This window comes from Methyloprofundus sedimenti (assembly GCF_002072955.1).
GTDB classification, from domain to species: domain Bacteria; phylum Pseudomonadota; class Gammaproteobacteria; order Methylococcales; family Methylomonadaceae; genus Methyloprofundus; species Methyloprofundus sedimenti.
This window is the reverse complement of the sequence record NZ_LPUF01000001.1, coordinates 1,109,710-1,133,266: the sequence shown is the minus strand read 5'-3', so window position 1 is coordinate 1,133,266 and position 23,557 is coordinate 1,109,710. Positions and strand designations below refer to the sequence as shown.

Here is a 23,557-nt window from a genome sequence, read left to right as displayed (position 1 = left end):
TCTGGTAACTATCCGCATACGACATGCGATAACGCCTATCTGTGCCCAATTATCCTAATTGGTAGCCGTTTGCGTGGCGCGGATAATGAGCAGTTTTATAGACCTCGTTTAGCGTTTAGACATTCAATAAATGAAGGAATATGCACAAGAAAACTTCTTGCACTGACTTTGACGAAAGCCAGTGCAAAACCGTTTTGCTCACGTTGTTTAAATAACCAGTTAAATTCTGGTTCTGTTACAGGACAGTTAGGAGATACGGCGAATTTATTTTTTGGGATATATTCGCTGAGTGATGGATTATTGCTTATCTTTGGTAAAATAGCTGAAGTCATATAGCCTTACTCGTTGTTTAACATAGAGTAGGTATAATAATAGTTTGCTTAAGTACGTTATAAAATTAGGAAACAAAACTCAAGAATTTCTTTTTTTGTTTCCTAAAGTAGGACTTCCTTTGTTTATAGCCTCTCATAAAGCATATTTTTTAATAATGCTAATTGTCTAATTAACTCAGAATCATCTTTTACTTGCACTTCATTCATGAATGCGTCAGTTAACTGTATTTGATTTTCAAATATATTGACCGGTTGTTTTTGAGGTACTGCACTTTTTTGGAGTTTATTGATAGCATTCTGCGTGAGTAACTCTGAGTCAAATATGTTTCTATTAGTTTTATCACGCCTTCGTATCGCTCCATCTTTGATTTCAGCCTTTAACTCCTCAGTATAAGTGTTCCTAATACTTCTCTTTAAGTTATCAGCATCAATAAACTCAACCATTAAAATCAAATTGGTAAGAATGATCAGGCTTGGTAAAGTATTAAATGAGTCATAAAGACCTGTAGCAATATTTACTATTAGAGTCCTACGCTTTGGATTGCCTCTTTGTGAGGTGACAGGGCCCGGGCATTTAGCTTCAAGGTTAATTAAAGAATTTAATCCTTCATTAAACTTCTCAGAGCTAGCTGCTTTTGGAAGTAAGCAGTTATGCATGGCGTACTTCAATGATTTTGAATTTCGTTTAATCTCTTCCGCTTGAACTTTAGTTCGAGTATTGGGATATTCAGAAAAATATAAATCAAAAGCATCTGCAACAACAATACAAAAAGTATTTTGTCCAATTAATTCACCTCTTGAATTCTCACTAATCCACTCTTTCGTCTCATTGAGTAATAAGCATTTTTTTACCCAAGGATGCTTGTTTTTATCATTATTTTTAGATTTCTTAAATGATAAAACCTCTTCATATATAGGATGAATGGTGGCGTTTTGATCAATAACATCACATGTAACTATCACTATTACTCCATAAATGAATAATTACTAACTGAAAATAAGCAAGCTGCCAATAAGATAGCTTACAACTAATCATTGAATTTAATTTACAAACTAATCGCCTTATTCATCGTATCATTCAGCAATTGGCTTTTGTGTTCTGTACAAAGATGCGTATAGCGGTCAGTACTAGCCAGGGATTTATGTCCTAACACCTCAGATATCTCTTTTAAGGTTTTTCCATCACGCGCCAAGGTACTGGCGGTATCATGCCGCATATCATGCCATCTGAAATCCTGAATATTGGCTGATTTAAGACAATTAGCCCACTGTTTTTTATAATCGAAAGGTTTTTCAGGATTCACAGTCGAAGGAAATAATAGGCTATTACCAATTTCACGATATTTTTTCACTTCGCCCATAATAACATCGGGAACAGGCGTATGTCTTGATGTACCGTTTTTAGTATCATGTAATAAAGCTAAACCACGCTCAAAATCAATATCATTCCAGCGCAGTTTTTCCAACTCACCTTTGCGCATGCCGGTGGTTAATGCCATTAATACTTTTAGATAAAACCTACCGCCAATGATTTTAGCAGATTTCAATAGACGCGGTTTTTCCTCGTCGGATAAATAACGCACACGTTTATTGCTTACTTTGAGAGAACGAACACGCTTGCAGGGGTTTTCATCGATATACTGCTCTGTAATATCATCTTCTTCCTGCTGTAATGTAGCATAGTCGAGAATTGCAGAAATAACAGCTAAATGCTTATTGTATGTGGCAGGGGCTTTTGATTTTTTTACTTTGAGTTTTTCACGGATCAGTTCAGGGGTGATTTCAGATAAGAGAATTTTACCTAATTGATTTTCCCACCATAAAACGAGTCTAACTCGATCATGGTCTTTGCCAGTCCACCAGTGCATATATTCATCAGTCAAACGGCTAAACGTAATAGTGCAAGGCTTAATACCTTTGGCTTCATTTTCTTGAGATTCTAAAACGGTACGACTTCCCCATGTTTTAGCATCGGATTTACGTCTAAATGTTTTTGATTTTGTACTTTTACCAGATTTGGTAATTATGGTGCGATAACGAGTATCGCCATTTTGGAGTGTTACTTTGCGGATATGAAAATTTAGCATCTGTGTTTCCTCTTGAGAGAGAAATAAACCAAACTACTGTAGTTATCACTGTAGTCGCTCGTTTAGTACACAGTTACTGAAACTTAAAATCCTTTCTAAGCCCTTGTTTTCATTTAAGTTCTATGGTGGGTCCTGTGCGATTCGAACGCACGACCATCGCATTAAAAGAGCTTGCTAGACTTATTGAAACAGAGTGAGACTGTAGTCTACTCCTTATATACACCTAGTTTCAAGTTGTTTCGTAATTGTTTTAATTTAAGTGGTTTTGTTTGACAACTGCGCCTAAAATTACGCCTTAGATTGCGCCTTAATAATTAGGAAGCTTATTGACTCCAGAAATTCTGGTGATATTTAAGACACAAAAAAACCGCATTGAAATTAGCAGCTATGTTTTGTGTATTAAAATGTTGTACGCTAAATTTCTTGCTTGACGCAATCCAAAACGGACCTGTAGGTCCGTTTTGACCATCTCAATAAACTTACCATGTGGCTTTTGTTTGGTGGCATTTCCCACACTAAATTAATTTGTGTCCTTCCAGGCGGACGGTTGATTGCATAATCAAATACGACTTTCAAGTCGCTTTTGACATACAGGCTTCAAGCTCATTTTTTAGTTATATATCCAAATATGCACCCGGGTGCACATTTGACAAAAGCCTAGCCTATCTTAGTGCGCTCTCAAGATAATTTGCGTTGCCGAGAATTCGGCAGCGTTAACGTTTCTAAGATGCTGAGATATTAGCATCATTGCTGTATTCTTTGGAGTTGCCTCTATCTAATATTTCAGTATTACATTTTTCATTTTGTAATACTGATTTACGATCACCACCATTCTCATTAAGCACAGGCACATTAGCCGCAATCTCTGTAATACCAATTACGCAGGCGGATCATCTTTAACCGGTGGTGTAGCATCCTGAACTGGAGCAGGTGGTGCAACAACCTTTTTAAGTGCAGCGGTCAAGATCCCTATTCCTATGCCAATCATTTTAATCAGTCCTTTGGGTCAAGGCCGCGCTCAATACGCATTAACCGACTTCGCTCATGGGCTTTATCCATAACTTTAATAAAGTTTTCCATAATGAATTCTATTGAAGTTTCATTTACATCAATAGCTGCATCAATCTCTACTTTATCGCGCCATTTTGCAGGCTGCCTATTTCTTAGCCATAATGATTGAGCACGGTAATCAGGTGGTATCTGCCTTTTTATTTCGATGATAGTTGTTCCACCATCGCCATCAGGAATAACTTTTTCTTCTGAAATAGTATGGCCGCCTATTGCTGATTTATAGAGAGAGAGTGCCACTTCTGAATCAGCCTGAAGCTTTCCATCCTTTATGGACTGCATAAATTCAGGATATTTGATTTTCCATTTGTTCAATGTTCGCAATGATATCCCAAATACAGGTGCAATCTCTTTATCAACCAAGCCAAGAAGAGCCAGCTTTTTTGCTTGCTCCGAATATTCAGGCTTAAACTTTATTGCTGGCCTGCCAACGCCATTCTTCATATCATGTTCATTATCAATTTCTTTGCGAGTAATTTTTTTTAACTCCTTTCCAGAATTCTTGCACCAGCCATGCTTATGTGCTCTTTTGCTTATGGTTTGTCGGGTAACTGGTAATTTTTTTGATAGCTCTTCAAAACTTAAGCTATCGTCCGATTCCCATTGGTAGCGTATCTCTTCCCATTGTTCTGCATTTAATTTCAAGGTAATTTCTCTAATTTTAGTTTTAAAACTTTTGATCTTAATAATTTCGATTCGATGATATTAATGGATTTTTTGAATTTTTCTACTGCATGAACCAGGCTCGCACCGCCTCTCATATCAGTATCAAACTCAGGATTAAGCTCCCTAAACCGATCAAGTGATTTAAAAATGTTTTCCAGTGAAATAATCGACTTTTTCACCAAATAATCGATTGAGTCAATTTTTCTTAAGAGCTTTTGTTGCTGCACAGCTTGGCTAAGAAGTTGATTTTTAAATTCCTCATACATCCATTGCCCCACCACCCGTTCATAGCAAACAACCGGATCTCTTTCCCAGTCGTCAGTTATGCCAAACAGATAATCAATTGAAACATCAAAAACTTCTGCGGCCCGCTTAATTAATTCCAGCGGAACGCAATCAACATCAAGACCGTTTTCAAGCCGGCCAAGATAAAATTCCTCAACGCCAAGCAAGTCAGCGGCTTGTTTTCTGTTTAGTTTGCACAATTTACGAGCCTCCATTAATCGTGAGCCCACGATCGTCAGCATAGCAATTTCGGCCTTGTTGTAAGGCCTTATTGGCTCAATTTCCGCAGGTTCGGGCTTACTCTCAGCTTTTTTTAGCTGTGCATTGATGATGCTTTGCATTTAAATCATGTCTAAGTATTGAATTTGGCATGTCGGGTTGTTTCTAAAATCTGCCTCATTCTCAGTGAAGTGATTATAGAAATAAGTACCCTCGATGATCGCGGTATCAAAAAATGGCTTGTCATGGATAAATTTTTTAAGCTTAGCCTCCTCTTGTTTTAGTTCAGCCACCTTCTGTTCCAAAGAGCTGAGTTTTTCAAGTAACTGATTCTCTGGAATAATTTTATTAATTTCATCCGCTGAAAACCCCTTTTGTTGAAGCTCATCGCGCTTTTCCTTGTGGTATTTCTCAATCCCTGGACGCGATTTTTTAAGGCCCTCAACTCGATCGGGTATTTTATTAACATACTGAAATGCAAGGTTAATTAACACCTCGTCGCGGTTATCTTGAAGGGCATCAGCTTGATTTAAAATTGCCTGTTGTTCAGATAATAGCGACTCAAGAAACTCTGAAAATTTACTGACCTTTTGGATTGCCGACTCATTGTATGCAAGATCAGAGTGTTTTATTTTACTGATTAAATCTGAAACCGGTTTTAATGCCTCTACAGAACTTTTAGCTAATAAGATTTTTGTTGAATCGATTGTTTTCATTTATTTTTTTTCCTGATTAATTTTTAATAATTCAATTGCTGATAGCGTTCTCGAGAGAGTATCAGCGGTTTCATTTTTAAGAGTTTTCTCTAAAAATTTGGTGGCTCGATTTCGAACCAGCGTTGATTTTGTTGTGCCAAATGGACGGCCTTGTTTTTTAGTGTCTGTCATTAGTTTTACTCAACATTAAAAACTTAATTTTATGCCGTTATAAAGGGTTATTTAGCGGTTTTTCCGTGTTTAACTGAATAATCCCATTGAATATGGGTAGCCGTAACCTGTTGATTATATTGCCCTAACTTCAATTCAGGGCTTATGAATCAATGACTTAGCTTTTTTTTTACAGTGCTCTATTGTTTGAAGAATCCCAGTTGACTGGTATTCTTGGTTTCCCCCAATGGGGGAATTTGTGCTTATCTGAATTTTGCATCGATAATCAATATATTTTGATGGCTGAATTTTCAGCCGTCAGATCTCGTATTAGTGTCACCGAACAAAACTAAGCTCTATTTTTAATTGACTGGCTTTTGATTGCCCTTTAATCTAGCAATTTCCGTATCCTTATCATTCAATATTGCATCAGTTATGCCGGCCACTCGTTCAAGTTCAGCTACATGCAGTAGCAGTGCATCACGTTCCTTTTGGAGTGCTTGCTTAGCTTCACGATCACCACTAGCGTCCTTTACCTGCTTCTTAATTAATTTAAGTTCTGATTTCAGGTAATCGTTATCATTTTGCAGCCTGGCTAATTCCTTGTTACCGCCTAGCTTTTCGTTATCGGGTGTGGTTTTAATTTCGATTTTGTTTGCTAGCGTGATTTTCATAATGTTTTATATATTTTGTATGGATTTAAAATCATGCCCTGTGTGAAAAAGGTTATCAAGTAAACTTAGGATTTTAGGATTTGCTCTGTAAGCCTTATGTATCAAGGCGTCAGCATCCTAAAAAGTGATTTCAAGACTTAGTTTTTTTTTAGGATGTTTTTAGGATTCCTAAAAAATAACTAAGTTTTGACTAAGTTTTAAAATCAAAAGTTAGGACGTGAAACCCTTTATATTAAAGGGCTGTAGACTTAATCCTAAAATCCTAAACTTACTTTATAACCTTTTCCACACAGGGTGTGTTTTTTAGGGGTTATAATTTTTAATCACATTGAAACAATCTTTGTTGTGATTGTTTTTTACCCGGTTAATACCAAGTGCGCACATCCGTTTGCTGAAATTATTTTTTCCTAAAGATCTATATCCGTCATCAATACAATACTCCTTGTATTCAGCATAAACGTTTGACAAAAAGCTTGTTCCTGTATTGCTAGGTTCATATCCTGAATCATCTAAAAATAAAGCTACACTATCCGTCTCCTTGATGAATTTAGCTTTAAATTTTTGACATTCTTCCGATACAAAAATATCTTCGTTAGCAATAACACGCTTGGCTCCTGCAATAATCCAGTTAAGTACGCCTGCCTTGTTGCTTAATATCTTCTTATGCAGAGATTTATCCTGCTTGTCATCGGCAATTGTTTTATCAAACGGGATAATCAATATGCGCCTATAGAAGCCATGAGTATGCTCAATATTTGCGTTATCCAGTCGATTAACATTAAAGATAAGCTTTGCATAATCTGACATTGTAAACGGTTCGCAGTATGGCAATCTTGCCTCAATTGGTTCGCCACTCGCCAGAGTTTTAAATAGTCCTGCGTCAATATTTGTAAGTTTTATATCAGTGCCATAATTAACAATCTTGTCTTTTATTTTTGCTCGATAATAGCCGCTGTTGTCAGTCAGGCTTTCTAGTGAATAATGACTGGTATTTTCATCGCCGATTAGGCCGTTTATCACTTCAAATAAAACGCTTTTACCGTTAGCACCTGTTCCGTACAAGAAAAATATTTTTTCCAGCTTTAAGCCTTTAATGAATAAATAACCGCAGGTCTCCTGCAATGTGCGTTGCGTATCTTTATCGGGTAATACATCATCCAGATACTTTTGAAAAATAGCGTTATGAGCTTCAGGGTCGTAATTAAATGGAAGCTGGTGAGTTAAGAAATCACGGTAATCAAATTCTTTAATTTTTACACCATCACTATTTAAAACTAATGTGCAATTACTCAGATTAATCATTGATTGCTGAGCATAATGTTTATCAGTAAAAAATCCATCCTGTATCGCTTGGTCATAGAGCTGGACTATAAATTTACTGTCCTTTGCTTTGATAGGCGGGTAACTTTGTTTAATGGCAACATCTTTTAAAAAGTTTTTTAACTCATCCTTATCCAGGCTAATCCACATGCTGCCTGTATAAATATAGAAAAGCCCTGAGTCTAATGCCAAGTGCCAGTTATTGCTTTTTGCTGATTTCATAAGTTCGTCAACAATGGCTACTTTATAATTGCTTTGCGTAGGCGGGTTATCCCCTCCCATTTTATTTTTTGACGGCTCCCATCCTAAAGCTTCACACACCGCTAAAAAATCTACTGGATTTATTTTTGACAGTAGTTTGTTTAAGGTATTCCGTTTAATTTCAGTGATTGATTCTGCATTTAATATTTCCACATTTGGCTTAATAGGAGCAACAGAAGATGAATTACGTCTTTTTTTAGCTACTATAGCTTCATTTTGGGCTTGAAGCGTGTCCTCAAGGCTCATCGTAATATCTCCATAGCTAAATCATTAATCGTGTTTTCTGCCTGAATAACACGGCGTAGATCATCATTATCAAGAGACTTGCCTTCAAGAATTTGTCGCATTGCGATAGACAATATTCGCGACTCGTTAAGTATTTTGTCGAACAGCTCAAATTTATTGAATTTAGGCGGTCTACTGCCTTTTTTATAAAGTTGGTCTTTAGGGATATCAGGCATTAAATCAGCTAGCGTTAATCCTATCGCCGAAACAATGGCGCCGACTTCACATCCAGCAAAACAATGGATTAAAATCCTGTCATCATCAGTAATTTTTATACCTAATGATGGTGAGCGATCCTCGTGTGCGGGGCAACATGCCATCCATTTACCCTGTCCATTAGGCCTCACTTTTTCCAGACCCGAGAGAAGCGCGTTAATGTCAGCCATTAGCCTCTCCCAACAAATAATTTTGTATAGTGCTTTGTGAATTTAATTTGTTTAGTAATTTTTTCATTATTTTTTGCCAAAATCCTTGGGCAAAATAATCGAAGTTTGCTATACTTAAAATCGATTTTGAAAAGTATAGCGTTTGATTATTAGCCCGTTAATTCATTGAGTTACGGGTTTTTTTATGCCTGCTCATCAAGCGTGTAGGTAATTTCATCACCGTACTGATCCAGCAACGCTTCAAGTGCCGTAACTGCCTGTTCCTCTGTTTCATATTCGCACAAAACAAACGGCTCGTTATTGCGGGTGACGTTTAATAAATACATTTTGGTGTTAATAATATTGTTTATAAAAACTCCATTGCTGTTCCTGCTATATTCCTCTCGATTTTGCCCGTCGAATTGAAGCATTTTGTTAAAAATACTCTGGAATTTGCGCCTAAAAACGCGCCTTTGCAGTAACAGCTCTGGTAATTAGATGGTTTGAATCGCATTTATTATGCGAATCAGGCTGTTAACTGCTCATTTATGCACTCAGCAAGAACAAGCTCATTGACATAGAGGTCACGTCCAATTTTACGAAACGCTCTAGCTAATCCGTTATGCTGCCGTTGAGCAACTTTCCATTTCCATTTTTTCTCAGGGAACAGTTCAGGATATTTTTCGGGGATTTTTTTGGAGGGGGTTAGGTCATTTAGTGTGACCTGTGTTTGAGTAGTCATTAATACAATCTCATGTTGTTTAAAAAGAGATTGTATTATTTCAGTGTGTTATAGGTGATTGTAGTTTTTGTGGGATTTATCGGATTTATCGGATAGTTGTCCGGTTCTTGTACATTGAACTAAAAGCATCAAAATCAGTCCATTTTTTAGAATATGGATAAAGAATAGCGTTTTTTCTTGTGTCGTACTCAAGCTGATCAGTCAAATAATCCCACAGTTCTTTTTTATTTTTAGGTAATCTGTGGTATTCATTAATAAAATTACAAGCTTGTTTCTTTAAAGCTTCAAATGGTTCAGAATGATTTTGGGGTGGGTTTGTAAATAAGTCATTTACTGTAACGTTTTTTTCTTCCGGTAGAACTTCTGAATCAAGTGTATTTATAAAATCACTAATCGCTCTGGGCCGAACAACTAAAAAGCTAGAGTCACGGAGTTGATAGTCATGGTAATAAGTTTGATAAATTGGAGTTTTAGAACTTCTTTCAATAAACCTCCTTCTATCTTCAGAATATTTTTTCAGTAACTCATTTGCTTGCCATTCACTAAATTTTTCATCTTTTATACGTTGTCTTAGTTTTTTTCCATTAGCTATGGAACCACTCATAATCTCAATATCTTCTATTCCTATTAGAACTTTGACCATTTCCTTATTAGAGCTAACTAAAAAAAGTCCACTTGTGTCTTCCGGGATAAATTCTTTTTCACCTCCGATGTTTTCATTTAGCTTCTGCAATTGAAACTCAATATATTGTTTATTGCAATCCCCCATTGGTAAATCCCACACACCTTTGATTCGCTCAATATCTTGTGTTGTTTCCATGAATATCCATTCATTTTCTAAAGAGTAGATATCGCCTTCTTCTATATTTTCTAAAGGAGTTTCTTCCCTTTCGGCATCATTAAGAACAATAATTTTTCCAAAATTTACAGGTATAGTTTTTAATAAATTTACTGACAAAGTTATCTTCCCATCTATCGCTAAATGTAATATATCAGCTTTGTTTACTGGTTCAGAAAGGGCTTGTGAAAGTTCCTTTGCAGTGTCTTCCAATGTTAACCAGTCTTTGAGCTCAAAAAGCTTATTCATAAAACACACCTCATTAAAGTGTAAACCATTACGATAAGAAACCAGCCAGGCAGGTAATGACTCTGCTTTTCGCTCCGTCGAGCTATGCTGGTTAAACTGGATTATCCTATAAATTAAAAGCTTGGGCTAATTCATCAACAATCTGCTTTTTCTGCTCGTTACCCTGATGAATATACCGCATAGTCGTTTGTATTGACTTGTGCCCTGCAAGCTCAGCAATCTGACTTAACTCCTTTCCTGCGTCGGATAAAGCAGAACAAAAACCGTGACGCAAGCAATGAAAGGTAAACTTTTCGACCTTAACACTACCATCATTGTTAAGAGTGTCTTTATCAGATATGTTTGCCTCCTTGAGCGCGGCTGTCCATGATTTACGAATATCTTTAGGTGTACCAGACTTACGGTCAGATTCGAATATCAAGCCATTACCCACTTCTTGAAAGCGCTTGAACTCAGTCATAACTATTGGCGGAAATGTGAGTATTCTACTGCTACCGTTCTTAGTATCGCCTAGCTTCGCGGTACTATCTTTGAAGTTAATATCATTCCAGTGCAAACCTAATAACTCAGATTTTCTCGCGCCTGTGGTCAATGCACTTAGCACAAGTAAATGAAGCTTATTCCATTTCGCTGACTGGCAAGCGGTCAATAATCTGGCTCTCTCGTCTTTATTCAGAACTCTATCGCGCTTCTTGCTATCGTTATCAACAACTACACTCGTAACCACGTTCTCATCAATATAACCGCGTGATAAGGCGTATTTGAATACGCTGCTTAAAACGGCTTTTTTGCGGTTTATCGTGACAGGCCTTTGTTTTTCATTAAGCATAAGATCAACTTGATCTCGAATATCGAAAATATCAATGTCAGTGATTATCCGTTCACCAAAAATACTGCACCAGTAATTAACCCTTAACATCTGGTTTTGATAATCCTTCTTTTTCCACTGCGCTAAATATTCCGTACAGACTTCACGAAAAGTTTTATAACGAATGCGTTTACCTGCCTGGGTAAATAATTCAGCACCACCCATGTTTTCTATTTCATGTGGTGACAGCTGTAGCAGTTCTTTTTTACTAAGTTGATTAATGACTCCCAGCTTTGCCGCATTGCGGGTACTGAATAAATCCACACTTAATTGATTGAATAACTCAATACCGCCCATAGCATCTATATCAGCATCAGATAAGCTAATCAACTGTTCAACGCTTAAAGCAGGTATAGATTTAATATTAGACTCGGTAGCCGATGCCCAGGCTTCTGCAAGTAGTTTTGAAGGGAATGTTTTATTTTTGGTAATGCCTTTCATGCGTATGTCAGCACGGAAGTTACCATTTTTTAAAGGTCTGATGTAAGCCATTACGCGACCTCTTTTAAGCATGATGATACTTTTTCTATGAATTGCTCATAAGAAATATTATCTAGTCCTTTACCACCATGAGTTGCTGATAGTTGAAGCCACACATCAAGTTGAGAGAAGAACCCAACAATAATGCCGTGTAATTCTTGTTTAGTTTCTTTACGATTTAAAAGTGATAAAACGATGAGCTGCAGGTTTCCGCCACAATAACCTTTGTCATCACGCATTGCTTTAATAAGCATTGCTGCACAATCGACTCCAGTGCTGCAGTCGATTGCATAATCACCCGTCACAGGAATATTAAACCAATCTCGGCCTGCTTTGCTTTTAGTCACAAATGGCAATGACATTACATTAGATGGTGCTTTATGTAATTTGAATTTATTGGGCTGCTTAGCATTTCCATAACGAAGAAAAGCACAGCATTTTTTACTAGCCTCAAGATCAGACTTAGCAGTACATTTGAATAATATTTTTTGAGTTTCGTTGTCGATTAATTGGTATTGATTACCAGAAACAACTAAATGACTATCAGCCCAGTATTGGACTATGTTTGATTTTTTTTGTTGGTTCATTACGCCACCTCATTAGAGCAGTTATGCAGAAGTGCGCCTAAATTTACGCCTTTCTACTTTTGTTCTGCTTCAACTCGACGGGCAATGTCTTTGAGTCCCTTGATATACAAGGTTTCTAAGTGGTGGGTCCTGTGCGATTCGAACGCACGACCATCGCATTAAAAGTGCGGTGCTCTACCAGCTGAGCTAAGGACCCCTTAGATGATTCGAATATTATACAATTTTTTTTTAAGTCCGCAACCTTTTTTATGATTTATTTATCTCTCACCGGATAAAATAAATTGCCGGGCTCATCCAGGTTTGCTTTTTCACCATCGGTATTATACTTCGCGCAGTCACGGATACGGTTGTATAACGAATTGATTTTAGTCGAGAGAAAGGCGCTAAAACAGATGCATAGCAAGAAGCTATGAAACTATTTTCAGTAATATAGCTATCGGCTATAACTGGCCGCTAGAAAACTGCATATGAGGCCGTGCGAAGTATAACTTGCATTTTATTTTTATCATTTTGCACTACACTCAATACTTTATAGTTATTGCTTGAGGGTCATTTATGCAAACAAATCAACATATGAAACCAGTATCAGGTAGTCTGCAAGAGGGCATTGCTGCTCCTTATGATTTTACTGTCTCGGAAGTTTTTCAGGAAGCCTGGCAGCGAACTTCTGGTTTCAAAGCGCCTGTTTTAGGTGCTGTTCTAATCATTTTTTTGGCACTTACCGCAATAAGTGTTGGCTCTATCTTGCTAATGAACTTATTTAACATGGTAGATCCAGCTTTTGCATCTATCTTAACGGGTGTTTTTAACTTTCTTATATCATTGGCCAGCTATCCGCTTTTTGCAGGCGTTTTAATGATGGGTCTATATCGCGCGGTAGATGCCGCTGTTGATTTTAATTTGGCTTTTTCTTATTTCAGTTACAGCCTGCCTATTATTATTGCAGCCTGCTTTGCATCTCTGTTGGTTATGCTAGGCTTTATGTTATTAGTTATTCCTGGTATTTATCTTTGTATTGCTTATATTTTTACTTTGCCACTGATTATTGAAAAAGGCATGGATTTTTGGCAAGCAATGGAAACTTCACGCAAAGCGGTACATCAACACTGGTTCAAGATTTTTTTCATTTATGTCATGATAGGGATAATTTACTTGATCAGCCTGATACCTTTTGGCATCGGTTTGATCTGGGCAGTGCCTTTTTTTGTTGCTTTACATGGGGTTTTATATCGCAGAATATTTGGTATTGATGCTATTTAGCAGCGGCTTTTCCATAACGTTCTTTATCACTTTTGAATAACCGGCACTTTAATCATCGGCAGGTCTGGCAACTTGCTCTACCAATGATAATTGCCAATATCTCTACGCCCTTATTGGGCCTGGTTGATACCGCTGTTATGGGGCATCTGGATAATGCCGACTTCCTGGCCGCTGTCGCGCTTGCCGGGCTGATTTTCAGTTTTATTTTTTGGAGTTTTGGCTTTTTACGCATGGGCACCTCAGGGCTTAGTGCTCAAGCTTTTGGGGCTAATGATTCACTCGCATTAAAAGCTATACTAGTTCGCGCTATTGTTCTTGCTCTCAGTATTTCCCTACTGATTCTTTTATTTCAACAGCCCATTGCTGCGTTTAGCTTTTACCTGATTAATTGTGACTATAGTATCGAGCCTTTGGCACAGCAATATTTTTATATACGTATCTGGAGCGCTCCTGCAACGTTATGTCAGTATGTGATTTTAGGCTGGTTTTTAGGCAGGCAAAATACTAAGAGTCCTTTATTTATCGTAGTCACGGTTAATTTATGTAATATTTGCTTAGACCTGCTGTTTGTCGTGCACTACGGCATGAATTCCGCAGGCGTTGCACTGGCCTCGGTATTGGCTGAATATGCCGGCTTAATTCTTGGGATTATCCTGGTCGCGCGGAGTATTCCCCAGTGTTCTCGTTCCCTGTCATGGTCTTATCTGTTTCAACTCGACAAGATTAAACCCATGCTCTTGATGAATAGTCATTTGTTTGTGCGTACTCTGTGTTTAATTTTTACCTTTAGTTTTTTTACCGTACAAGGTGAAAAATTTGGGAGTGCTATTTTAGCGGCCAATGCTGTTTTAATGAATTTTCAGACGTTTATGGCATATGCTTTAGATGGCTTTGCTCATGCAGCAGAAGCCTTGATTGGTCGTGCTTTAGGGGCAAACAATAAGCGCCTGTTTCAACAATCGCTAAAGACCACAGGCTTATGGTCTTTGCTTATTGCGCTGCTATTTACACTCATATTTAGTTACGCAGGGAAAGACATTATCAATGCTTTGACTCATTTAACCGAAGTACGTGAACCAGCCTATGAGTATTTACCCTGGCTGATCGTCTTACCGCTAATATCTTTTAGCAGTTTTCTAATGGATGGCGTCTTTATCGGAGCAACTTTATCCAGGCAAATGCGTGATTGTATTTTACTTGCGCTGTTTTTGGTTTTTCTACCTACCTGGTATTGCACTCAAGCTTTGGGCAACCATGGATTGTGGCTGGCATTAAGCGTGTTTATGCTTATTCGTAGCCTGATGATGCTGAGCTATTATTTATTTTACCAACAGGCACTGATAACTAGCATGCGCAGTAAACCGGATTAACCGATCAACAATAATTTTTCCAGTCCATTAAGGTCTGCCGGACACCAGGTTTCTGTAAAAATTTCATGCCATTCTACACATTGTTTATAAGGGCTAAACTCCCCCTGTGTGTGCTATTATAGGTTTTTTAATTTTTGTCTGGATAAAACCATGAGCGTAAAAATTTACCATAACCCAAGATGCAGTAAATCACGTCAAACACTACAATTATTGGAAGAAAACGGCGTACAAGCTGAAGTCATTGAATATTTAAAAACGCCACCAACAGCGGAAGAATTAGATGCCATTTTGCAGTTGCTTGATATGCAACCGCGTGAATTAATGCGTAAAAATGAAGCTGAATATAAAGCAACCGGAATGGACAATCCCGATCTGGATCGAGATGCTTTAATTGCCGGGATGGTTAACACGCCTAAATTAATAGAACGGCCTATTGTATTAGCGAATGGTAAAGCCGCTGTTGGTCGTCCACCTGAAAGTGTTTTAGCGATTTTATAAACTCGTTTACCCTTCCTGTCGTAGGACGTGGCTTTAGCCCGCAACTATTTATTAAGGCGGACTGAAGCCACGCCCAACATTTATTTATAATAGGCACCTATCCTTGCAAGCATTTTACAGTTTAACGAATGGTTAATATTCTTGTTTTATACTACAGCCGCGATGGAACTACCAAGACTATGGCACAACAAATTGCCCATGGCATTGAGTCTGTTGCCGGCACAGAAGCAATCCTGCGCACCGTACCTAAAATATCCACGGTATGTGAAAAAACGGCTGACGACATCCCCGAGTCAGGCTCGCTGTATGTCACACTGGATGATTTAAAAAGCTGCGACGGGCTGGCCTTAGGCAGCCCTACTCATTTTGGTAATATGGCAGCGCCGCTTAAATACTTTATTGATAATACCACTGCAGCCTGGTTTAGCGGCTCATTGACTAATAAGCCTGCAGCCGTATTCACCTCGACAGGAAGCATGCACGGCGGGCAGGAAACCACTTTACTGTCTATGATGTTACCCTTGTTTCATCATGGCATGATTCTGCTGGGACTTCCCAGTAGCGAAGATGCCTTAAGAGAAACACAAACAGGCGGCACACCTTATGGTGCTAGCCATGTTGCTCATATTCAACAAACATTAAGTAAAGATGAAAAAACACTTTGCTTTGCCTTAGGCGCTCGTTTAGCAAAAACGGCCATAAAATTAAAAACATCATGAATGCACGCTATTATTACGCCATTGCTTTCTGTGGTTATCTGGGATTATTTGTATTACTTATGCTCTGGAATACCGTTTTATCACCACCTGAAAAACTACCCGTTGCTTTGGCACTGATTGTGATAGTAAGCCCATTACTCTTTGTTTTCAGGGGATTTTTAAAAGGTAATTTAAAAAGCTGTTCGTGGATGGCTTATCTGAGCATGCCTTATTTTATCCACGGCAGCATCGAAACGTATGCCCGAACAGAGCGTCTATTACCTGCTTTAGAAGTGCTATTCAGCCTGATGCTATTTTTAGGTTGTACTCTTTTTGTCCGTTATTCTGCCAGAAACCAGTAATAATGTCAGAGCAAATCCCGGTACAGTTTGACCTTAAGGCCGAACAATCTTTTGCCAGTTTTTATACGGCGAGTAATCAACAGGTCGTTCAATATCTAACGGATACTGCGAGTGGTAAAGGCGATCAACAAATATATCTCTGGGGTGATCACGGCCAGGGTAAATCTCATTTATTGCAGGCATGCTGCCAGCAAGCCCACCAACTTCAACTGACCGCCTTTTACCTGCCTTTAAAAAAGGGCGAACTCCCCTCCCCTGATATTCTTGAAGGCCTGGAGACGTTTGATCTTATCTGTATAGACAATATTGAATATTGTGCAGGAAATAACGCCTGGGAACTTGCGCTGTTCAATTTCTATAATCAACACCGGGAAAATAATCATCAACTGATTATTTCTGCGCATTGCCCGCCGAATTATCTCGCAATCGAATTGGCTGATTTAAAAACCCGTATGAGCTGGGGCCTGACCCTAAAACTACAGGAACTTTCTGATACAGAACGAATCGCAGCATTCACCTGCAAAGCCAGACATCTCGGGTTTGATATTTCGCCTCAAGTCGGACAGTTTCTAAACAAACATTATGCGCGCGACCTGCCCGCCTTATGGGATCTGTTACCCAGGCTGGAGCAAGCCACACTAATAGCCAAACGCAAACTTACCGTGCCTTTTTTAAAACAGATTATGGCTGGGGAATAGAAAATGACAGCTTTTCAAGCCCCCTCTGCAGGCGTATTACCGCTTTAGTTTAAAAAAACATCAGTTGCCAAGCAAGAACCGCAGAACTTAGAGCTCCGGGTGGAGACAGTAAAATGAAAACTAGCGAAATCGCATTGCTCATACGGCGACGATAAATGATGTCGTAGTGGCATTGCCTGTTGCACAAGGGAGTGTGGTGCAAAAAGGGATGCTTTTAGGAACCAATAGGGTCAAACTCGGTTGATATTACCATCTTTAAAATTCAACCGATTAAGACGGGTGATTGTTGTGTTATTCTGCTTTATCAATGCGATTAAACGCTGTACTTCTTTAAAATGAAAAAAAAAAAAAACAGAAAAGTATTGGAGTAAACAAAAATGCAAGTATTTACTTATTCAGAAGCGCGTCAAAACCTTTCAATGCTAATAACTACTGAATTGTATTTAGAGCGGAACCTCAGATAAGCGCCAGGGATTTAAAAAGAAATTTGAGAGCATAAACGACATTTATCCTGACACAGAGGACTGTAGATTTAACAATAATAGTTTTGAATAGTAATCGGGACACACTTTGATTTCTTTGATTCCCTTCCTCCCTCACTGCCAATAGTGTAGGCACTGAAACTGGCGCATAGCAAGCTACGCAACTGTTTCAGCAATGCGGCTATCGGCTAATATCGGCCGTTAGAAAACCGCATATGTGGCCGTGCGAAGTATAAACTACTGTCCCAAATAATAATTAACTTGCTTTAAGTAATGGAATTGAGAGACAATCATATATTTTACGTATATTTATACTTTAACCTGGCTTCATAAAAAACAGATATCGTTTTTTATGTCTACTTGAGTAATATAGATTTACAATAAAAAAATAGTTCAATTCTTTTCACCCTTCACTTGATAAGGTGCATTTATGAATTCTTTGAAAACATCAATCTGTTTTCTATTTACTTCCCTGCTAATTAGCTTATTGGCGCCTTCAGTAAGTTTTGCCGGTAACTATCCCTCTTTGACGAATTCAAAAGACCCGGTTCTCCAACGTAAATTGGAAAGGGTGATAAAATCTATCGGATTAGGTCACGCAGCAGAAAAAAAATGGCTTAACTTAAATTTGGTTGATATTACTGATCTTAAACATCCAAAAGTTGCAATGATTAATGGTGAGAATATGGTGTATGCTGCCAGCCTTCCAAAAATTGCCATTCTTCTAGGTGCATTCGTAGAAATCGAGCGCGGAAAAATGCAACTGGATCAAAATACCAGTAAGACATTAACTGATATGATCAGGTATTCCTCGAATCAGGCTGCGACTGAAATGTATCATCGTGTTGGTGAAGCGAGACTAGCAGAAATTTTGCAGTCTGATCGTTTCAAACTTTATGATCAGGATAAAAATGGCGGCCTATGGGTAGGAAAGGAATATGGTAAAGCCAAGGCATGGAAACGTGACCCATTACATAACATTTCCCATGGCGCTACAGCAATGCAGACCGCCCGTTTTTATTATATGCTTGAAACAGGGCAGTTAGTTCCAGAACCACTAGCCAGCCAAATGAAAGAAATTCTGTCAAAACCTGCGATTCATCACAAATTTGTCAAAGGACTTGAAAAAGAACGTCCAGACGCTAAAATCTATCGAAAATCTGGTTCATGGAGAACCTGGCATGCTGATAGCGCCATTGTCGAAAGTGGTGGACACAAATTTATAATAGTCGCACTTGCCAAACATCCTGACGGTGGTAAATGGCTACAGAAAATGATTGTACCGCTGCACGATCTAATTGTTCCTCATATGGTCGCCTCTAAAAACTAGCAAGTACTTCATTAAGCTTTTCTAGCAGGGTTGCGGACGGTTTTCCGTCCGCTTCGAGTTTATAAGCTGACTGAAAATCTTTTATGGCCCTGATCGTCTTGGGGCCTACTTTACCATCGACCCCACCGACTGAATAACCTAATTTCTGCAATGCTACCTGTATATTAACAACCTGCAGGCGTTGCAAACGTTTTCCTTCGTAACCAATTAATTCATCTCCAAAACTTGCAGCAATCGGAATACCCTCTGGTGTTAGTGCCTGATACGGATGCATAGCTTCTATAACGCGGTGAATACGGGTGCCTAGTGTCTGGTGATCCACTGCGGAATTTTTATACAACACGTTAGAAAGCAACGTCACCAAATAATTAAGACGGGGTTCCCCTGCAGGTGATTCAACAATTGCTACTGAATTCATATAATTTTTGACATTACCATGATATTTCTTACATACAAAACCCGGCTCCGGTTTACATTGGTATAATGAGCCGGATTTGAAATATACCGCCGATTCGGACAATGCCGGTGATGAGGCATAACGAATTCTGCGCTCAGTCATATACAGTAAACGTTTAATCTCACGGCTGGAAAATATATCCACAAGCCTACCTTGTTCCATTCTCAAGGAAAACAGCATAAGTTGCCGAGCTGTACCAAAACTCGAAGTCCCAGATACTTTTTTCTTGCCATAGTGTGTAAAAAAACTACCTTGTCGAAACCGTTCCGGATCGAAGCCGCTTCGATTTAACGGGTCTATAAAAGTCTTTGTAAATAGCTGGCTAAGCTCTTTTCGGGGAGTAATATTAAAAAACTCGCTGGATTCATCATCGCCAACCGGATAATTTTTACCGTAATGCACTAATAACATGGCCTGTTTCATTACCGTCGCCGCTGCTGCATTTGAACTTGCCGAGAACATCCAGTCTAGCCATTCCCATAAATTACCCTGATCTCCTATTCTCAATTCTCTAGTAACGCTTTTTCTGCTAACCGGGTTCCAGATGTGCACCTTATGATGATCGGTATAAATAAAATTATCGGCGGTGATAATGGTTTCAAGCAGTATTTTTTTTCGCGACTCAATATCCGGATAAATATCCGCAAGTGCCTGAAATAATGCTAATCCTACCAATATTTTTCCAACACTTCCTACATTTTGCTGAAAATCACCACGATATTCTGCATAGAGAGGATGATGGGGATCAGAAACGTCTAAAACAGAAATCCCATAATGTTCACTAGAGTTGCCTAACAATTTGGTGATTTGGGTTGTAAAATTTGGGTCTGGCGGTGGTAAATTTAGTTCCGGGTAATCCAGTAAACGCAGATTAACATATTGAATAGGCAGTAAAGCCCCCGGGGGTTGTTTGCGTCCGCGAATTTCTCCTAACACTGCAAGCCGGTCAGCCTCGACACGTCTTATACCTGTTTCCTTGTATCCATCCAAAGGATATGCCTGCAGTACGGCAGAAAACAACAAAGCAAGCAACATATGCATGTGTATCATGGTTTTCATAATTCTTCCGGTACCTCATTCATTAATACCATCCTGTTCATATTATTTTGTAGCGCCTTATCCATATTCATTAAATAGGAGCTGGCTTGAACCTTGTTACTTTGCAAAAAGGGACGCAGTTGAAATAATTGTAGCTTGCCATTGAAAAATCCAAATTCAATATCAGCCGGAACAGGGTTGTTATTTTCATCTGTGATAGGTGGAAATGTATCCGGTAATTCTTTGGCAAACTGTATTAACTGGCTTATTTCATTTGCTTTTAATACACTTTCAGAATCACTAACCGGTACATTTGCAATGCCGCCTTCAGGTAATGGAACTTTCCGAAAGGGCGCAGATGCAGTGGCTAATAATAGAACCTTCCCATCCCTTGTATCTATACGCAGAGATTCGGCAGATTGCCCATCGACGGCACCGCCAACGCCTTCGTTGGTTGCAATATACAGGACACCTTTTTTGTTGGTATCAATGTCCTCTGTAATCATAACGCCGGATTTATCATTTGCCACGGTTTGCATAAGCAGTATTGACGGATAAACATGTTGAGGTGATTCCATAAGCGATTGTCGCCAGGAAAATGCGCGAGCAGTAAAGGGTGAGGCCCATACTTTAGTGATTCCTTTAAATATATTCTCTATACTGACAATATTAAACAATGTCAGGTTTAACCCCGCTCCAGTAAAGCCGGGTAAATCCTCTACATTGGTGTCCGAACGGATAAATACGCCTGCCTCTGTACTGCCGAAGGTATTGATCATTGCTTTGCGTATGTTATTTCGGTTTTGATCCCCTATATCAGTATTGATGATTATGTCATATATTTCCGCCCGGTAAGACTCCGTCATCTGCTTGCGCTGTTCAGAATCTATGGGTAAGGCATGAATAATTGCATACTGACTTTCCATCCATTCAAACACAGTTTGTTCAGTTTTTTTGTAGGGCGCGTCTAATACTGTTTTACGAAAAACCCCGAATGGAATAGCAAAACCTTTTGCAACCTTTCCAGGGTAATGATAATACAACTCCCCCAGTTTGGCAGCTTTAGGGCCAACAATGCGGCCCGAATCAGAGGCTCGAAGGGAGTTCAGACCTATAATTTCTTGTATAGACAGATCGAGTTTTTCCAGGTCGGGGCGAATAACAGCTTGTTGTTGATTGGAGTTTGAATTAAAGAATTTTTGCCAATATTCTGAATCGCCATTTATTTCTATCAGGCCATCTGGACTGACTGCCATAACAATGGTTTCACCATCATGGTCCTGGAGTTGCTGCAGAAGATTTTCATTAACAGTAATATTGGGAATACCCAAATTCCTGGCCAGTAATTGAATATGCGAAAGCGAATTGCCTTCCCCAACAGTGATAATACCAGCAATAGAGGGAAGGTCGGCAACAGTTTCAGGTAGTAAATAGATACCTTGTGAGTCAAAGTTTGCAGAATTATTGATATCAACTTTTGTATATAACTTTCCCCTGGCCAGTCCTGGGTTGAGAGCATGGAACCCAACGCCAACTTGTGTATTAAAGATCTTATGCGTAGTCCCAGCCAATTGGTTAGCATCACGACTTAAGCTATCCAGGATTTGCGAAAAAAACAGCATGGGACTTCCGCGTAAAATATCTTGAATAAAAAATATGGCTAAAGGTTCTATTTCTGTCAACTTTATCATTGATTGATAAAACTGAAAGCGTAATTCCTGTGTACTCCAGCCAGGAGCGCGGGAAAGATATTTCAATTCGTTGAAATAAGTAGTTAAAGGAAGTTGTGCATATTCCATTCGGCTGATAGAAGCCTGTAGTGCTTCCAGGCTTCGATGATTAATATGACCAGTGCCGTAGGCAGCTAAAGCCGCATCTCGTAACCAGGAAATACGTTGCAGTCGATTGACTTTTGTAAGTGTAGATTTGAGTTGAGTACTGACTCTGAAGTTTTCAACTTCAACAGCAAGACTCAAATCCAGAATGCGCAGCCTTGAACCTGGTTTTCGAATTTTAGGGAGTGCATCGCGAAGGTCAGCGAGAAGGTGTGATGTAACAGCATAATAGTTTCCAGCACTATTGTCTGAATGATAGGCTTTGCCAGCTTCAAGAAGCAGCTGCTGTAACCAGGGTTCAGCAGAAAAAATTTTTGCATTCCGTTCCAGTAACTGATGCAAGGGATGTGATTGGAAAACGCGATCGATTTCCTGAGCCAATTCCATGTATTTGGCTTGTTGCTGAGGATCGCTAATCTTTGCCGCATATTCACGGACCAGCCTGGCATCCCCTGCATCGGGCGATACATGAATTTTGGTACGTAAATTTACAAACTGTTCATCCTGCTCTGCTAGAGAAACTGACATTTGTCGAACTTTCTGAATTGATGCGCTATCTTCGCCATGAGGAAGAAGTTGTACTCCCGTACGCAGAGCAGAGTAACGTCGCTTGATCCATTCATTTTTTTCAGCTAGAGCAGTGAGCAGCATTCTGGCTCCATACCTTTCGTCTTCTTCTTGAATGGCTCCGCGGTAATAAAGGGCCTTTTTCAGAATCCAGCCATTATCTGTTCTGATCAGAAACTTTTCAATTAGCAACTGACCATACCAATCAACAAAATCATCACTAGCCAGGATGTTTTTCGTATCGATTCCAGCAAGTAAATTTGCTATCCAGTAGCCATTATTTCTTAGAATCAAGGCCCTGTCGTTCAGCTTTCCATGCTGATACCCCCCACCATGCTCAGTGCATGCATAGGGTTTTGGCAATAAAATTTCTCCATCGTTACAAAACCAGAAAACACGGATAAAAGGTCCTTTGGGACTTTCTTTCATATCAGCAATCCATGTTCTGTACTCGGTTGTCTCAGGGGTTGCAGAGCATATCACCGGGATGAGGGAGGTTAAAGTAAGGACTATCAGATATTTATTATATATATGCATAACCAGACACTTCTTTAAATGACCTATAGAAACAGAGTTAATAAATCATAACATGCTTCAACTGTTGTTTTTTGATAGGTTAAGAACAGTCCGAAACAGCCTTGCCATACTTATGCAGGACTCAATCCTCTACCTAGCAAACGACTGGTGACGATATTCTTGTATATGCCTACCTGATTACGTACAACTCACAGCCATATTAAAAAAATTTTAAATATCAGTATGTTAATAGT

24 protein-coding genes and 1 tRNA gene are annotated in these 23,557 nt (G+C 38.9%); 7 read left to right on the top strand and 18 right to left on the bottom strand.

The window, feature by feature from the left end:
* Positions 1-95: 95 nt before the first annotated feature.
* The 16 genes from AU255_RS05065 to AU255_RS04995 form a co-directional block, all read right to left on the bottom strand.
* Positions 96-332, bottom strand: coding sequence for a hypothetical protein (locus AU255_RS05065; protein WP_080521866.1), 237 nt, complete (start codon positions 330-332; stop codon positions 96-98).
* A 123-nt stretch (positions 333-455) separates the two neighbouring features.
* Positions 456-1,295: a hypothetical protein gene (locus AU255_RS05060; protein ID WP_080521865.1), complete on the bottom strand. Its 840-nt coding sequence runs from the start codon at positions 1,293-1,295 to the stop codon at positions 456-458.
* Positions 1,296-1,378: 83 nt separating this feature from the next.
* The gene (locus AU255_RS05055) at positions 1,379-2,419 is read right to left on the bottom strand and encodes a tyrosine-type recombinase/integrase (protein ID WP_080521864.1); all 1,041 of its coding nucleotides are present in this window, start codon (positions 2,417-2,419) and stop codon (positions 1,379-1,381) included.
* A gap of 993 nt (positions 2,420-3,412) precedes the next feature.
* The gene (locus AU255_RS05050) at positions 3,413-4,132 is read right to left on the bottom strand and encodes a hypothetical protein (protein ID WP_080521863.1); all 720 of its coding nucleotides are present in this window, start codon (positions 4,130-4,132) and stop codon (positions 3,413-3,415) included.
* Positions 4,129-4,779, bottom strand: coding sequence for a helix-turn-helix domain-containing protein (locus AU255_RS05045; RefSeq protein ID WP_080521862.1), 651 nt, complete (start codon positions 4,777-4,779; stop codon positions 4,129-4,131). The genes AU255_RS05050 and AU255_RS05045 overlap by 4 nt, the downstream gene beginning before the upstream one ends.
* A complete protein-coding gene (locus AU255_RS05040; protein WP_080521861.1) occupies positions 4,780-5,373 on the bottom strand; it encodes a MerR family transcriptional regulator in 594 nt (197 codons plus the stop codon).
* Complete coding sequence (locus AU255_RS20035) at positions 5,374-5,544, bottom strand: hypothetical protein (protein WP_158083061.1); 171 nt, start codon at positions 5,542-5,544, stop codon at positions 5,374-5,376.
* Between the two features lie 341 nt (positions 5,545-5,885).
* Complete coding sequence (locus AU255_RS05035) at positions 5,886-6,197, bottom strand: hypothetical protein (protein ID WP_080521860.1); 312 nt, start codon at positions 6,195-6,197, stop codon at positions 5,886-5,888.
* Between the two features lie 303 nt (positions 6,198-6,500).
* Positions 6,501-8,024, bottom strand: coding sequence for a DNA primase family protein (locus AU255_RS05030; RefSeq protein ID WP_080521859.1), 1,524 nt, complete (start codon positions 8,022-8,024; stop codon positions 6,501-6,503).
* Positions 8,021-8,449, bottom strand: a complete 429-nt coding sequence (locus tag AU255_RS05025) for a hypothetical protein (protein WP_080521858.1) — start codon at positions 8,447-8,449, stop codon at positions 8,021-8,023. The genes AU255_RS05030 and AU255_RS05025 overlap by 4 nt, the downstream gene beginning before the upstream one ends.
* Positions 8,450-8,631: 182 nt before the next feature.
* The gene (locus AU255_RS05020) at positions 8,632-8,859 is read right to left on the bottom strand and encodes a hypothetical protein (protein ID WP_080521857.1); all 228 of its coding nucleotides are present in this window, start codon (positions 8,857-8,859) and stop codon (positions 8,632-8,634) included.
* 95 nt (positions 8,860-8,954) lie between these two features.
* Positions 8,955-9,170, bottom strand: a complete 216-nt coding sequence (locus tag AU255_RS05015) for a hypothetical protein (RefSeq protein WP_080521856.1) — start codon at positions 9,168-9,170, stop codon at positions 8,955-8,957.
* Between the two features lie 85 nt (positions 9,171-9,255).
* Positions 9,256-10,257: a hypothetical protein gene (locus tag AU255_RS05010; RefSeq protein ID WP_080521855.1), complete on the bottom strand. Its 1,002-nt coding sequence runs from the start codon at positions 10,255-10,257 to the stop codon at positions 9,256-9,258.
* A 106-nt stretch (positions 10,258-10,363) separates the two neighbouring features.
* Entirely contained in the window at positions 10,364-11,617 is a 1,254-nt protein-coding gene (locus AU255_RS05005) for a tyrosine-type recombinase/integrase (protein ID WP_158083060.1), read from the bottom strand.
* The gene (locus AU255_RS05000) at positions 11,617-12,192 is read right to left on the bottom strand and encodes a hypothetical protein (protein WP_080521853.1); all 576 of its coding nucleotides are present in this window, start codon (positions 12,190-12,192) and stop codon (positions 11,617-11,619) included. Before AU255_RS05000 ends, AU255_RS05005 begins: the two co-directional genes overlap by 1 nt.
* Positions 12,193-12,312: 120 nt before the next feature.
* Positions 12,313-12,388 (bottom strand) — tRNA-Lys (locus tag AU255_RS04995).
* Positions 12,389-12,747: 359 nt separating this feature from the next.
* On the opposite strand from AU255_RS04995, the gene AU255_RS04990 reads away from it, so the two are divergent.
* The 7 genes from AU255_RS04990 (at position 12,748) to AU255_RS04960 (ending at position 18,890) form a co-directional block, all read left to right on the top strand.
* Entirely contained in the window at positions 12,748-13,452 is a 705-nt protein-coding gene (locus tag AU255_RS04990) for a glycerophosphoryl diester phosphodiesterase membrane domain-containing protein (RefSeq protein ID WP_080521852.1), read from the top strand.
* Between the two features lie 83 nt (positions 13,453-13,535).
* Entirely contained in the window at positions 13,536-14,822 is a 1,287-nt protein-coding gene (locus tag AU255_RS04985; RefSeq protein ID WP_080521851.1) for an MATE family efflux transporter, read from the top strand.
* Between the two features lie 150 nt (positions 14,823-14,972).
* Entirely contained in the window at positions 14,973-15,320 is a 348-nt protein-coding gene (gene arsC, locus AU255_RS04980) for an arsenate reductase (glutaredoxin) (protein ID WP_080521850.1), read from the top strand.
* Positions 15,321-15,448: 128 nt separating this feature from the next.
* Positions 15,449-16,039: an NAD(P)H:quinone oxidoreductase gene (wrbA, locus tag AU255_RS04975; RefSeq protein ID WP_080521849.1), complete on the top strand. Its 591-nt coding sequence runs from the start codon at positions 15,449-15,451 to the stop codon at positions 16,037-16,039.
* Positions 16,036-16,380 (top strand): DUF2069 domain-containing protein, encoded by a 345-nt coding sequence (locus tag AU255_RS04970; protein ID WP_080521848.1) that lies wholly within the window; start codon positions 16,036-16,038, stop codon positions 16,378-16,380. Before wrbA ends, AU255_RS04970 begins: the two co-directional genes overlap by 4 nt.
* Before the next feature lie 2 nt (positions 16,381-16,382).
* Complete coding sequence (hda, locus tag AU255_RS04965) at positions 16,383-17,078, top strand: DnaA regulatory inactivator Hda (protein WP_080521847.1); 696 nt, start codon at positions 16,383-16,385, stop codon at positions 17,076-17,078.
* 912 nt (positions 17,079-17,990) lie between these two features.
* The gene (locus tag AU255_RS04960) at positions 17,991-18,890 is read left to right on the top strand and encodes a serine hydrolase (protein ID WP_080521846.1); all 900 of its coding nucleotides are present in this window, start codon (positions 17,991-17,993) and stop codon (positions 18,888-18,890) included.
* Here AU255_RS04960 and AU255_RS04955 read toward each other — a convergent pair.
* Both AU255_RS04955 and AU255_RS04950 read right to left on the bottom strand, forming a co-directional pair.
* Positions 18,880-20,406, bottom strand: a complete 1,527-nt coding sequence (locus AU255_RS04955; protein WP_233144553.1) for a peptidoglycan-binding domain-containing protein — start codon at positions 20,404-20,406, stop codon at positions 18,880-18,882. The two genes, AU255_RS04960 and AU255_RS04955, sit on opposite strands and share 11 nt — an antisense overlap.
* Positions 20,403-23,216, bottom strand: a complete 2,814-nt coding sequence (locus tag AU255_RS04950; protein ID WP_158083058.1) for a PEP/pyruvate-binding domain-containing protein — start codon at positions 23,214-23,216, stop codon at positions 20,403-20,405. The genes AU255_RS04955 and AU255_RS04950 overlap by 4 nt, the downstream gene beginning before the upstream one ends.
* Between the last annotated feature and the right edge of the window lie 341 nt (positions 23,217-23,557).